Source organism: Sulfuriflexus mobilis (assembly GCF_003967195.1).
In the GTDB taxonomy this organism is placed as follows: Bacteria; Pseudomonadota; Gammaproteobacteria; order AKS1; family AKS1; genus Sulfuriflexus; species Sulfuriflexus mobilis.
Map to the genome: position 1 here is coordinate 2,133,816 of NZ_AP018725.1, position 13,443 is coordinate 2,147,258.

General features: G+C 56.1%; 15 protein-coding genes. 4 read left to right on the forward strand and 11 right to left on the reverse strand.

Going from position 1 to position 13,443, the window contains the following annotated elements:
- The first annotated feature begins 161 nt into the window (after positions 1-161).
- Positions 162-1,016: a bifunctional methylenetetrahydrofolate dehydrogenase/methenyltetrahydrofolate cyclohydrolase FolD gene (gene folD, locus EL386_RS10390; RefSeq protein WP_126455961.1), complete on the forward strand. Its 855-nt coding sequence runs from the start codon at positions 162-164 to the stop codon at positions 1,014-1,016.
- A 4-nt stretch (positions 1,017-1,020) separates the two neighbouring features.
- On the opposite strand, the gene EL386_RS10395 is transcribed toward folD, so the two are convergent.
- Together EL386_RS10395 and cysS are read right to left on the reverse strand one after the other, a co-directional pair.
- Positions 1,021-1,665: a hypothetical protein gene (locus EL386_RS10395; RefSeq protein ID WP_126455963.1), complete on the reverse strand. Its 645-nt coding sequence runs from the start codon at positions 1,663-1,665 to the stop codon at positions 1,021-1,023.
- 94 nt (positions 1,666-1,759) lie between these two features.
- A complete protein-coding gene (gene cysS, locus EL386_RS10400) occupies positions 1,760-3,157 on the reverse strand; it encodes a cysteine--tRNA ligase (RefSeq protein ID WP_126455965.1) in 1,398 nt (465 codons plus the stop codon).
- A gap of 212 nt (positions 3,158-3,369) precedes the next feature.
- On the opposite strand from cysS, the gene EL386_RS10405 reads away from it, so the two are divergent.
- Genes EL386_RS10405 through EL386_RS10415 form a run of 3 tightly spaced genes read left to right on the forward strand, consistent with a single transcriptional unit; the run spans position 3,370 to position 5,241 of the window.
- The gene (locus tag EL386_RS10405; protein ID WP_126455967.1) at positions 3,370-3,954 is read left to right on the forward strand and encodes a peptidylprolyl isomerase; all 585 of its coding nucleotides are present in this window, start codon (positions 3,370-3,372) and stop codon (positions 3,952-3,954) included.
- 28 nt (positions 3,955-3,982) lie between these two features.
- Positions 3,983-4,477, forward strand: coding sequence for a peptidylprolyl isomerase (locus EL386_RS10410; RefSeq protein WP_126455969.1), 495 nt, complete (start codon positions 3,983-3,985; stop codon positions 4,475-4,477).
- Positions 4,478-4,518: 41 nt separating this feature from the next.
- Positions 4,519-5,241: a UDP-2,3-diacylglucosamine diphosphatase gene (locus EL386_RS10415; RefSeq protein WP_126455971.1), complete on the forward strand. Its 723-nt coding sequence runs from the start codon at positions 4,519-4,521 to the stop codon at positions 5,239-5,241.
- On the opposite strand, the gene EL386_RS10420 is transcribed toward EL386_RS10415, so the two are convergent.
- The 9 genes from EL386_RS10420 to EL386_RS10460 form a co-directional block, all read right to left on the reverse strand.
- Positions 5,222-6,016 (reverse strand): hypothetical protein, encoded by a 795-nt coding sequence (locus EL386_RS10420; RefSeq protein WP_126455973.1) that lies wholly within the window; start codon positions 6,014-6,016, stop codon positions 5,222-5,224. The genes EL386_RS10415 and EL386_RS10420 overlap by 20 nt on opposite strands.
- Before the next feature lie 2 nt (positions 6,017-6,018).
- Positions 6,019-6,825: a ferritin-like domain-containing protein gene (locus EL386_RS10425; protein ID WP_126455975.1), complete on the reverse strand. Its 807-nt coding sequence runs from the start codon at positions 6,823-6,825 to the stop codon at positions 6,019-6,021.
- A gap of 9 nt (positions 6,826-6,834) precedes the next feature.
- Positions 6,835-8,058 (reverse strand): glycerate kinase type-2 family protein, encoded by a 1,224-nt coding sequence (locus tag EL386_RS10430; RefSeq protein ID WP_232020192.1) that lies wholly within the window; start codon positions 8,056-8,058, stop codon positions 6,835-6,837.
- A gap of 13 nt (positions 8,059-8,071) precedes the next feature.
- Entirely contained in the window at positions 8,072-8,467 is a 396-nt protein-coding gene (locus EL386_RS10435) for a hypothetical protein (protein ID WP_126455977.1), read from the reverse strand.
- A 37-nt stretch (positions 8,468-8,504) separates the two neighbouring features.
- On the reverse strand, positions 8,505-9,317 hold the full coding sequence (locus EL386_RS10440) for a mechanosensitive ion channel family protein (RefSeq protein WP_126455979.1): 813 nt from the start codon (positions 9,315-9,317) through the stop codon (positions 8,505-8,507).
- 15 nt (positions 9,318-9,332) lie between these two features.
- The gene (locus tag EL386_RS10445; protein WP_126455981.1) at positions 9,333-10,526 is read right to left on the reverse strand and encodes an O-succinylhomoserine sulfhydrylase; all 1,194 of its coding nucleotides are present in this window, start codon (positions 10,524-10,526) and stop codon (positions 9,333-9,335) included.
- 189 nt (positions 10,527-10,715) lie between these two features.
- Positions 10,716-12,224, reverse strand: coding sequence for an amidophosphoribosyltransferase (gene purF, locus EL386_RS10450; RefSeq protein ID WP_126455983.1), 1,509 nt, complete (start codon positions 12,222-12,224; stop codon positions 10,716-10,718).
- Between the two features lie 9 nt (positions 12,225-12,233).
- Positions 12,234-12,725, reverse strand: coding sequence for a CvpA family protein (locus EL386_RS10455; protein ID WP_126455985.1), 492 nt, complete (start codon positions 12,723-12,725; stop codon positions 12,234-12,236).
- 101 nt (positions 12,726-12,826) lie between these two features.
- Complete coding sequence (locus EL386_RS10460; RefSeq protein WP_232020283.1) at positions 12,827-13,408, reverse strand: SPOR domain-containing protein; 582 nt, start codon at positions 13,406-13,408, stop codon at positions 12,827-12,829.
- Positions 13,409-13,443 lie beyond the last annotated feature (35 nt).

The window sequence follows — 13,443 nt, forward strand, 5'->3', positions numbered from 1 at the left end:
GATCACGGCAAAAATCGCCTGTAATATCCCGACTTTACCTCACACAGGCCCGGGGCCTGTGAGATAAGGACGGGGATAATACGCGCCCGCATTCGTCGCGTCAATTCCGCTTTCAATTCAGGTATAATCCCCGCCTTTCATGATCCGAACGGGATGATTTCATGGCCGCACAACGCATAGATGGCAAACTCGTCGCCGCCGACCTGCTCGGCAAGGTCGCAACACGCGTTCAGGCGCGCCTCGCCGCGGGCAAACGCGCCCCGGGGCTGGCCGTGATCCTGGTGGGCAGTGACCCGGCCTCGAGCGTCTATGTCGGCAGCAAACGCAAGCGCTGCGAGGAAACCGGTGTCCTGTCATACTCCCACGACCTGCCCGCAGAGACCACGGAAACCGACTTGCTGGCCCTGATCGACCGGCTCAATGATGACCCTGCAGTCGATGGGATCCTGGTGCAATTGCCCCTGCCCGCACACATTAACGCCGATACCGTGATCGAGCGGATTGACCCGGCCAAGGATGTAGACGGTTTCCACCCCTACAATTTTGGACGCCTCGCCCAGCGCCGCCCGCTGCTGCGTCCCTGCACCCCGCGTGGCGTCATGACCCTGCTTGAAAGCACGGGGCAGGAGCTGGTCGGCCTGGATGCCGTGGTGGTCGGCGCCTCCAATATTGTCGGCCGTCCCATGGCGCTGGAACTACTCATGGCACGTTGCACGGTGACCATCTGCCACAGCAAGACCCGCGACCTGGCCGCCAAGGTGGCTGCCGCTGACCTGGTCGTAGTAGGTGTTGGTATTCCCGGCTTCGTAAAGGGGGAATGGATAAAACCCGGTGCCATCGTCATCGATGTGGGTATTAACCGCCTCGACGACGGGCGTTTGGTTGGAGATGTCGAATTTGCTTCAGCGGCCGAACGCGCCGGCTGGATTACACCGGTGCCGGGTGGCGTTGGCCCGATGACCGTCGCCACCCTGCTGGAAAATACCGTCGACGCCGCCGACCGGGCCGACGTTTAAACACCTAGCGCTGACGCGGAGGTAAAAACTCCGCGGCGGTGAGGTCGAGTTTGCCAAAACAGGCCTGATATAGAGGTGTTTTCATGATGCCATCCGGGTCATTGCGCAGGTCTTCGATCTCGTCGTCCTCAAAATCCATATCGACCTCCTTCCCCTTGTAGGCACCATCACAGCGCTCAAACACGGCCTCGCCGCTGGCATCAAAGGAACGAAAGGCATGCAGCCCCTGATTGTAGCTGTGCAGGGCCACCAGCGTCTGGACGGGTGCATTACGGTAACCGGGCAGGAAGGCCGCCGTGTAATCACAGCTTACGCGACCGTTATCATCGTATTGAAAGACCTCAATGACATGAATATTTTCGGGGTTCGCGTTTTCCCACTGGATACGGCTCAGGACATGACCGCTTTGTGCATCGGTATAGGTGACTTCCTTATAAAAATTCTTTTTGCCACGGTAGCCACCGTGTCTGACCTTTTTGTTCACCTCATGGCCGGCCAGCTGTTCCTGGTGCAGGGCATACAGGTCACTGGCAAAGCTGTTCCAGTCACTGACCTGTTTCTTGTCCACCTTCATGGCCCGGTTTGATTCTGCCGCCCATATCGGGCTCACCATCAAGAGGCTTAGGCAGATAGAAAGAAGTAATCGCATGACGTCATCCCCTGATTTAACGCTTTGATTGTTGAATTTATTATGACAGCAAAACCGGGGCAAAAATTCCCCCCGGGGCCAAAACCCCATGAAATCAGCCGCGTCGCCAGCGCGTACTGCCGGAACCATCCTCAAGGACAATGCCCATTTCGGTCAGGGCATCACGCAGGCGGTCTGCCTCGGCCCAGTCTTTTGCGGCACGGGCCGCATCGCGGGCATCGATCATGGCATCGACCTCGGCGGCATCGACGTCGCCCGCCTGCTCACCCGCCCCGGCGGTCAACCAGGCCTCCGGGGCATCCTGCACCAGACCGAGTAACTGTCCGAGTCGAACCATGAGCCCGGCCAGTTGGTTGGCCCGCGCTGTGTCACCGGCATTCTTTTCCTTATTGATCGCGTGACGCAGTTCAGAAAGGATTGCCAGGGCCTCGGCGGTATTAAAGTCATCGTCCATCGCTGCGGTAAAGCGGGCTTCGTAGTCACCACCGTCGGCTTTCAGGTCTGGCGTCAGGTCGCGCAGCGCGGTGTAGAAACCCTCCAGCGCGGCGCGGGCCTGATCCAGATGCACATCCGAATAGTTCAGCGGACTACGGTAATGACTGCTCAAGACAAAATAACGCACCACCTCGGGGGCATAGCGGGCAAGAATTTCACGCACGGTGAAGAAGTTACCCAGTGACTTCGACATCTTTTCATCATCGATGCGCACAAAGCCATTATGCATCCAGACATTGACGAACTTTTCACCCGTCGCCGCCTCGGACTGGGCGATCTCGTTTTCATGGTGCGGGAACTGCAGGTCCATACCGCCGCCATGAATATCAAAGTGATGGCCCAGACAATGCGTCGACATGGCCGAACACTCTATATGCCAACCCGGTCGGCCCTTGCCCCAGGGCGAATCCCAGCTCGGCTCATCCGGCTTGGCGGCCTTCCACAAGGCAAAATCGAGCGGGTCTCTCTTCGCCTTATCAATATCGACCCGGGCACCGGACTGCAAGTCATCGAGTTGCTTGCCCGACAATGCACCATAGTTCTCAAACCGACTCACTGCGTAATAGACATCACCGTTATCGGCGGCATAGGCCGCGCCGTTGTCGACCAGTGTACGGATCATATCGATGATCTGTTGCATGTACATGGTGGCGCGTGGCTCAACATCCGGGCGTTGCACGCCCAGCGCATCGGCATCCCTGTTCATCTCATCGATAAAGCGCCCGGTGAGGACATCAAAGGCCTCGCCATTTTCATTGGCGCGGGCGATGATCTTGTCGTCGATATCGGTAATATTACGCACATAGGTGACCTTGTCATCGCCGAATACCTGGCGCAGGTAACGGTTCACCACGTCGAATACCACCAGCACGCGGGCATGCCCCAAATGACACAAGTCATAGACCGTCATACCACAAACGTACATACGGACATTATTCGGGTCGATCGGTTTGAACGGCGCCTTTTTGCGCGTCAGGGTATTATAGATTTCCAGCACGGACTCGTATTCTCCCGGTTATCGGTCTGCAGGCCAGCGGGCCCCTGGCTGACCGGATTATGGCGCAGAATGGTAACGGAAAGCGGGCCTGCGGACAAAGCCCTCTCGGCGGGGCCGGGGCAGTGGCTTTCATGACGCGCATAAAGACTATATTATTAGCCCCCATAGCACGACCTAACCACTATAGCGTACCCGAGAGGTCCCGGAAAACCATGCAGAAAATCCTCACCAGACTACTGTTTGCAGGCCTTGCCCTGTTCATCAACCTCGAGGCCATCGCCGCCGAGGACGACAAGGTACGTGTCCACATGCAAACCAGCCTCGGCAACATCGTCCTCGAACTCGATCAGGCCAGGGCCCCGATCACGGTAAAAAACTTTCTCAATTATGCCCAGTCAGGGTTTTATGAAGGCACCATTTTCCATCGCGTGATCGACGGTTTTATGATCCAGGGCGGCGGTTATGACAGGCAGTACAACAAAAAACCCGTGCAGCCACCCATTATCAACGAAGCCAATAACGGTCTGAAAAATATTCGCGGCAGCATCGCCATGGCCCGTACCGGTGTCATCCACTCTGCCACAGCGCAATTCTTTATTAATGTAAAAGACAATGCTTTCCTTGATCATAGCGATCTGACACCTCGCGGTTTCGGTTATGCCGTTTTTGGTCAGGTTGTTGAAGGCATGGACGTTGTCGACAAGATTCGTCAGGCTGAAACCGGCGCCAGTACGGCACTGCCCTCTCGTGACGTTCCAAAAACCCAGATTGTGATCAACAAGGTCACCGTCGAATAAACCCATTCTCTCTTGCAAGGTAAACACTATGATTAACATACACACCAACCACGGCGTTATCACGCTCGAACTCGATGCCGAGAAGGCCCCCGTTACGGTTGAAAACTTTCTGCAATATGCGCGTGACGGTTTTTATGATGGCACCATCTTTCACCGCGTCATTAACGGCTTCATGATCCAGGGTGGGGGGATGGAACCAGGCATGGTTCAGAAAGAGACCCGTGAGCCCATCAAGAATGAGGCTGACAATGGCCTGTCTAATGTCCTGGGCAGTATCGCCATGGCACGCACCAATGATCCGAACTCCGCTACGGCACAGTTTTTTATCAATGTGAAGGACAATGCCTTCCTCGACCACAGTTCGCCCACTCCGCAGGGCTGGGGTTACTGTGTCTTCGGCAAGGTAACCGAGGGCATGGACGTAGTCGATAAGATCAAGGGCGTCGCCACCGGCAGTGGCGGCATGCACCAGGACGTCCCTATTGAAGACGTTATCATTGAGCGCGTTGAGATCGTTGAATAAACGATCATCGAATAAAAGAAGTCGTCTTCAGCCCATTTAATATGGCCACCCTATTCATTTCCGATCTGCATCTTGATGCAAACCTGCCTGAACTGACGCGCCTGTTTGAACGTTTTATGGCTGAACAGGCACCGCAGGCCGAGGCCTTGTATATCCTCGGCGATCTGTTCGAGGCCTGGGTCGGTGATGACGATGACCGACCTGAGACCGAACGATTCATCAGTAGCCTGCGCGCCCTGAGTGATCAGGGCGTGCCGCTTTATGTCATGCACGGCAACCGGGATTTTCTCTTAGCCAGCGGCTTTGCCGCCCGCACCGGATGCACACTCATCAGTGAACCCAGCCTCATTGACCTGTATGGCACACCGACACTGCTATTACACGGTGACAGTCTGTGCACAGATGATGTCAAACATCAGGAAAGTCGTCTGCTGCTACGCAGCCAGAAATGGCAAGAGGCGTTTCTTGCCCATGCCCTCGACAAACGTATTCAACTGGCCCAGGAATACCGTGGCATGAGTCGTGAACACCTGCGTGACAAGCCGGAAGCGATCATGGATGTCAATGCCGGCGCGGTCGGTGCTTTAATGCAGGAATATGGGGTCAGACAAATGATTCATGGCCATACCCACCGGCCGGCCATTCATAACTTTACGCTGGGAGCAGCACCGGCACGACGTATTGTGCTCGGCGACTGGGGCCAGTTTGGCAGCATCTTATCCTGTGACAAAGACGGCTGTGAACTCAAGCGCTTCCCGGGCTAGCAGCCGGGTCAGCCGGTACGGTCATCTCATCGATCGAAAAACGACCGAACGCTGCCGGTAACTCGAATAGTTTCGGCGCGGCCAGCCAATCGTCATCAAAATCCACCAGGCTGCGTTTATAACCACTGTAATCCGACTCCTGCACTGGCAAACCGTATTGCAGGTGACGATCCGGGTGGAAAATATGTGTGGTCATATCGCAGGCATTACGCATGTCAGCAGGGACGTTCGCCAGTGTTGATGCATGCTGCCCGGCAAGGATATGGCGATACTCGGAAAGCGCCTGCGTGATATTTGTCAGTAAGCCTTCTGCAATCATTGCATCGTTACAGGCCTCACCATTCACTTTGAAAACGTAATGCACGACGTTCTTGCCGTCAATCTGTGGTGCATTTTTATCCTGGCTTTTATCAAAAGATAACTTGAACTCCATAGGCGCCGGCGTAACAACCGGCTGGCGATTCACAACAAGAATGGAATCATTATCATCTGAGACGCTATAGACCACTTGCTTGTTACGATCGACGAGAACAAAGTCATTGCCATCACTATTTTCGTCAATGCGAATAAAAGCAGTGTTGACAATAATCCGCGACTGGTAGGGTTCAACACCCGGTTCAACCACATCATAGAGCAACATCGTGGTAGCCGATTTTTTCTTAACCTGATCCTGCAACGCCTTTGCATTCGGCGCTGCCTGTTCATTATTGGCAACCTTGCCGTCACCACAGGCAACCAGCATAACTGCCATTAACACCACAACTATGTTCTTCACTATTATCTCCTCTTCGCTGACTGTTCCAGCATTTGCATTTCTGATTCGGTGAAACCCGCCTGCAGACGTGCAGCATAATAAAACGGGCCGCGCACCGAGCCTTGCATATATTCGTCCAGCAAAGCCTTGAAGGTTTTTTCGCTATCGAGGCCACGCTGCGTACAAAAATAACGGAACCAGCGTGTGCCGATCTCAACGTGGCCGACCTCTTCACGCAGGATGATATCAAGGATCTCCACCGCACGATGGTCACCCATGCCCTCGAGGCGCTTGATCATGCCCGGTGTTACATCCAACCCGCGTGCCTCAAGCACACGAGGCACCAGCGCCATGCGTATCAGACCATCATGCGCGGTCTTTTGCGCCATCTCCCAGAGACCGTTGTGGGCGACAAAGTCACCGTAATCATAACCGAGTTCCTGCAGGTGTGTCCGCAACAGGCAAAAGTGATAGGCCTCCTCGCGGGCGACACGGATCCAGTCGGCATAGAACGGTTCGGGCATATCCCGGAAACGGTACACTGCATCCCAGGCCAGGTTAATGGCATTGAACTCGATATGGGCTATGGCATGTATAAGCGAGGCATGCCCCGCGCCGCTACCCAGTTTGCGCGAATTCAGTTCGCGCGGTGTCACCAGCTCCGGGCGTGGCGGACGACCCGGTTCACCAATTGGCAAGGGTGACTCCAGACTCACACAATCCAGCTCACCGGCCTGCCAGGCACTCGAGGCGACGTTGGTCAGCTCACACTTTTCATTGGGGTCCTGTGCGGCCAGGCACTGACTCGCTACGTCAAACAGATTGGGCATGGGCTGATCTTAATGGGTTTTCAGACCGAGTACGATATCCATGACATTGGTACCGGTCGGGCCAGTATTAATCAGATCGCCGCTGGCCTCAAGAAAACTTCCTGCATCAAAGGCTTGCAGGCAGGCCTGGGCATTGACCCCACTCAGTTCGCCACGTGCCAGGGTCTCGCCATCAACCAGCGCGCCGGCATCCGGGGTCGGGCCATCGGTGCCATCGGTAGCGGCTGCCAGCAACAGACAATCCGGGTGGCCTTGCAGGCTAATGGCGGCCGCCAGGGCCAGGTGCTGGTTGCGCCCGCCCCGCCCGGGCTGTGCCGGCAGTTCAACCACGGTCTCGCCACCCCATATATGCAGAATATTCGCCCCGCGCATAACGGCCGTTGCGAGGCGCACACCGGTGGATTCGGCATCACAACAAAACAGGTCCGGGTGCAGGAACACATCGTAACCGAGCGCATCGGCCTTGTGCGCGGCTGCGCTACAGGCCATGTTCAGACTGGCAATGACGTTTAGCCGTATCGTTTCAAAACAGGGGTCCGACGCGGCAGGCATGGGCCCGGCCAGTTCGCTCAGGGCACTGAACCAGCCCGGCAGGTTGATATCCGCCAACCCCATAATGTCGGCAGGGGTTGCCGCCAGCAGGCCGGAACCAATCACTGCCGGGTCATCACCGATGACATCAGAAATCAACAAACCGACTGTGGCTCGACCTGCAAGGTAAGTAGCCAAACGCCCACCCTTGATCATCGACACGGACTTGCGTACCCGATTCATGCGCGCGATATCCAAGCCGCTGCCCAGCAACCAGTCATTTATGCGCGCCAGGTCACCAGAGTCCATGCCCTCCGGCAAGACCTCCACCAGTGCTGAGGCCCCTCCCGAGATCAGGAACAAAAATGTTGTCGCTTGCGGGTTACGCGCCAGACAATCCAGCAGGGCCTGCCCGGCAACCAGACTGTTCTCATCCGGCACCGGGTGAGCCGCCTCGAGACACGTCAACCGACAGGCGCCTGTATGGCCATATTTAGTGATCACCAGGCCATCCGTAATCTGCTCGCCGAGTACTTCCTCTGCCCCCCGCGCCATACTGGCCGCGGCCTTGCCGATGGCGATCACCACGACCGGGCCATTGACTGGCGCTTCACGCAGGGCGGTCGCCACACAGTGCCGACCGTTAACAGCCAGCAAGGCATGATTAAAGATATTTAACAGGTTTTGACGATGTCTGGACACGAGATGACTAATGTTAATAGAAACGACCCAGGCCGGTCTTGTAAACCAGTATCGCCCCCAATGCCGCCATCACGACCCCCCAGCCACGCACCCAGCCCGTGAGTGAGCCACGCATCATGATGCCGGCCAGTTCGCTCATCAGTGAGGTGGCGAGCAGGTAAAGTATCGCCTTAGTCACTATCAGCCAGCCAAAGATCGTGATCAACACCGGCCAGTCCCATACCCAGATGTTATGTACCAGAACGATGATCAAGCCCAGCAGCAGAATAAACAGCAGCATGGGGTAGTAACGATGCGGCCGGTCGGGTGCGTACTCGGCCATGCGTACCCAGTTTTCGGCCTGTAACAGATAGGAAAGCCCAAGGATAAAGATAAACCAGGAAAAAACAGCTGCGATGATCTCGGTCATGGTGACACCCCCCCGTGTTTTACTGCACCATTTAAGACTACTCCTTGTTTACATGCACATCCATTTGCGGGTAAGGAATAGAGATATTGTTCTCGTCGAAGGCCAGCTTGACGTTTTCATTCATATCGAACTTCACTTTCCAGTAGTCACTACTGTTCACCCAGGGGCGCACGACAAAATTAATACTGCTCTCGGCCAGCTCCGAGACGGCGATCAGGGTTTCCGGATCTTTAAGAATACGATCATCGTCATCAACAAGTTTGCGCAGGATATCGCGGGCCTTGCGAATATCATCGTCATAACCGATGCCAAACACCATGTCGATGCGACGGGTATCGCGGGCTGAGAAGTTGGTAATCGTATCACCGTAGATCTTGCCATTCGGCACGATGACCTCACGGTTATCACCGGTCTTCATTAGCGTACTGAAAATACTGATCTTCTCCACCGTGCCGGAGACACCACCGGCCTCGACGAAATCGCCGGCCTTAAAAGGACGAAAGACGATTAACATCACACCCGAGGCAAAGTTTTGCAGTGAACCCTGCAGGGCCAGACCAACGGCCAGACCCGCGGCACCAAGCAAGGCAATCAGTGAGGTGGTATCAACACCAAGCTGGTTCAGCGAGGCAATGATCACAAACAGCAACAAGGCCGTTTTCAGGATCGAGCAAACAAAATTGACCAGAATGGCATCCATGTTGGCCCGCACCAGCAGCTTGCGTACAAGCCGGGTCACAATCTTTGATACCACACGACCGACAACAAAGATAACCAGCGCGAGGACGATATTGACCCCCCAGGGAATCATATAAGTATCGAGCAGTAACTGAATATCCAACTCAAACATTTTTAATGTCCTTTATTACGGTTTAACAATCGCATCAAAACCGCGCTGCAGATCGGCCTGCAGGTCGTTAATGTCTTCCAGCCCGACGGCAATACGGATCAGGCCATCGCTAATGCCCGCCTCGACCTTCTGTTCCGCTGTCAGGCGACCGTGCGTGGTCGTTGCAGGGTGCGTAATCGTTGTTTTGGTATCACCCAGATTGGCGGTGATCGAGACCAGCTCGGTGGCATCAATAAACCGCCATGCCTCATCCTTGCCACCGGCCAGCTCAAACGACAACACCGCGCCGGGAGCGGATTGTTGCGCCGCCGCCAACTCATATTGCGGGTGTGACCGGAGCCCGGGGAAATGTACGGCCTTTACCGCCGTGTTCGCCTCCAGGAACTCGGCCAGCTGTTGCGCATTGGCAGAGTGTGCCTGCATGCGAATGGCCAGGGTCTCCAGGCCCTTGAGGAAGGTCCAGGCATTAAACGGACTCATGGTTGGGCCACAGGTACGCACGACACCGAAGATGTCCTTACCCACAATGTTCTCGCTGCCGACCACGGCCCCACCCATGCAACGCCCCTGGCCGTCGAGGAACTTGGTCGCCGAATGGATGACAATATCCGCGCCCAACTTCAAGGGTTGTTGCAGGGCCGGTGTACAAAGACAGTTGTCGACGACCAGCAGACAATCACGGCCATGGGCGATCTCGGCCAGGCGTGCGATATCCGCCACCTCGGTCAGGGGGTTCGACGGTGTCTCCAGAAACAGAAACACGGTATTTTTCCGTATCGCCGCGGCCCAGGCATCCGGGTCGGTCAGGTCAACGAAGCTTGTCTCGATACCGAACTTGGCCAGGTACTGCGAAAACATCACGACCGTGGTACCAAAGATACTGCGCGAGGCCACAATATGGTCACCGCTTTTCAGCAGGCCCAGGCAGGTAGCCAGGATCGCCGCCATCCCCGAGGCCGTCGCCACACAACGTTCCCCGCCCTCGAGTGCGGCGAGACGTTCTTCAAAGGTGCGCACGGTCGGGTTGGTAAAGCGCGAGTAAATATTGCCCGGCTCTTCGCCCGAGAAACGTGCGGCGGCCTCGGCGGCACTGCCAAAGACGTAGCTCGAGGTCGTGAAGATCGGTTCCGAGTGTTCGCCCTCGGCGGTGCGCCGCTGTCCGGCACGCACAGCGCGGGTATTGAAATGGTAGTCCGGCCTGTCTGACATCCTGCCTCCTCGTTCCGCCATCGCGGACGCTGTAAAACATGTTATACACGCCTGACAGGCACAAAAAAACCCGCCAGCAGATCGCTAAAGCAGGTTGCCCCTCTTTAGCTGTATTTATTATGCGCCCGCAAGCTGAGTCAAATCGGCGCCTTCAATGTGAGGAAATTCTAGGCAATCCCTGCCCGGCTGTCAATCCGTGTTTTGCATATCGATAGCGGCGTTATCCTGCTCGCGTTCATTCTTGGCCGAGTCGGCACGCAACAACTCCAGCTGATACAGGTATTGCGTGGTTACATCGGCGGTGACGTATTCGCCACTGAACACCGAGGTATCAAACTCGGTGATATTCTTATTGCCCCTACGCACCGAGGCCACCAGGTCATCGAGGTCCTGGAAGATCAGGCGATCAGCGCCGATCGCCTCGCAAACCTCTTCCTCAGTACGGTCGTGCGCGATCAACTCGGAGGCGGAGGGCATGTCGATACCGTAGACATTCGGGAAGCGCACCGGCGGCGCAGCGGAGGCGAAATACACCTTCTTCGCACCGGCATCACGAGCCATCTGGATGATCTGCTTTGAGGTCGTTCCACGTACGATCGAATCGTCAACGAGCATGACATTCTTGCCACGAAACTCGAGGTCAATGGCATTGAGCTTCTGGCGTACTGACTTCTTGCGCTGTTTCTGCCCCGGCATAATGAAGGTCCGACCGATGTAACGGTTCTTGATAAAACCTTCACGATACAAAACACCGAGCTCGTTGGCCATTTGCAGGCCCGAGGTACGACTCGTGTCCGGGATCGGGATCACCACATCAATATCATGGTCCGGCCAGATGCGCAGGATCTTCTGTGCCAGCTTTTCACCCATACGCAGGCGCGCCTTGTACACCGAGACCCCATCCATGATCGAATCGGGACGTGCAAAATACACATGCTCAAAGATACAGGGGTTGGTCTGTGCATGGCGTGCGCACTGCTGGGTGTGGAGTACGCCGTCCATATCGATATAGACGGCCTCACCGGCCTCGACATCGCGAATCAGGTCAAAACCGGCGGCATCAATCGCCACGCTCTCTGAGGCGACCATACACTCGGGGCCTTCATCAGACTGGCGACAACCAAAGGTCAGTGGCCGAATGCCGTTCGGGTCGCGAAAGGCAACAATGCCATAACCGGTGATCATGGCGACCACCGCATAACCGCCACGACAACGCTGGTGCACACGCGCCACCGCCTGGAAGATATCCTGCGCGTTAATGCGTAGCTTGCCCAGCGCCTGTAGCTCGTGGGCAAAGACATTCAACAATACTTCGGAATCGGAGGAGGTATTGATATGCCGCAGGTCTTCCTCAAACAGCTCGCGCTTGAGTTCATCGGCATTGGTCAGGTTACCGTTATGCGCGAGGCTGATACCGAATGGCGAGTTCACATAAAACGGCTGGGCCTCGGCAGAAGAGGAACAACCCGCTGTCGGGTAACGTACATGACCAATGCCCATATTGCCACGCAACCGCAACATGTGCCGGGTATGAAAGACATCGCGCACCAGGCCGTTACTCTTGCGCAGATAGAGGCGCCCGCCTTCACAGGTGATGATACCAGCCGCATCCTGACCACGATGTTGAAGAACGGTCAGGCCGTCATACAGTGTCTGGTTGACCGCACTGCGACCGACTACTCCAATTATCCCGCACATAAAGCGCCCTCAAGCGTACTGGAAGTTCGCGGCAATATCCGGCGGCAATAGATCACGCAGCCAGATTGCCATGGATTGAAAATGAATAATAAATATGGATTCCTTCCACCACGGGTCTGCCGGTATCGGTGTCAGCCCGGCCAGCAGGACCAGGATCGCCACCACCACCGCGCCGCGTGCAATGCCAAATAACACACCGAGCATACGATCCGTACCACTGAGACCGGTCTTCTTTACCAGTTGCGCCACCAGGTTATTAACCAGTGCACAAATAATCAGGGTCACCACAAACAGCAGGGTAAAGGCGGCAATCAGGCGAATCGAGGGGGCATCAATAAAATTGGTAAATACGGTTGCCAGGTGTTGGTGAAAAGTGAAGGCCACCCAGAAGGCGGCGACCCAGGCCGCCAGTGACAGGGCCTCGCGGACAAAACCCCGCATGACACTGATCAGCGCCGACAGCGCCAGAATAATCAATATGCCGTAATCTACCCAGATCATGCCTTCGCCTGCTTAGTTGCCATACCGGCAATCAGAGCCTGCGGATCCTAGCAGAGGCACATGGTCAGATGAAGTGGCAATTTGACTTTCCATGCCCACCATCAGGGGTGCTTGACGACAATCGGCTTGGTCTTCAGCACCTTGGCCAGTTTTGCCTGCAGCAGCTCGGCCTGCTCCTGCTTGATCTCCGGCCCGACGCGGACCCTGAAGGTTGGCGTGTCCTTGTTATAGATCGTATCGACAAAGGCGCTGAACCCCTGTTTGCGCAGCTTGTCGCGCAGGGCATAGGCATTTTCCTTCGAGCTGAAACTGCCTACCTGCACGGCCCAGGCACTCAGGCCGGTTTTCGGCTTGACCACGGGCACGGGTTTATCTACCTCAGTGACCACTGAGCTTGCCCGCTTGGGTTCTGTCGCCACCGGGCTCGTCGCAGCGGCTTTCAGCGGCTCGTCCGATTCGGCCTCTGCCGGTGCCGGGCTGTGTTCGAGTGCCTCGGGTTCCGGTACCGCCGATGGGCTCAGGGGGATCACCCGGGAGACAAACTCACGTTCGGGTTTTGGCGGGATATTGCTCTTGGAAATATAATCCACCGAGGCATTGCGACCATCGAGGATCATCGGGATGAAGATCACGGCCATAGAGACGAGGACGATCGCCCCGACCAGTCGCTGCTTGAGATTCATGTCATCCACTGCTTTACCCCTGCTCTCCTGTTAGG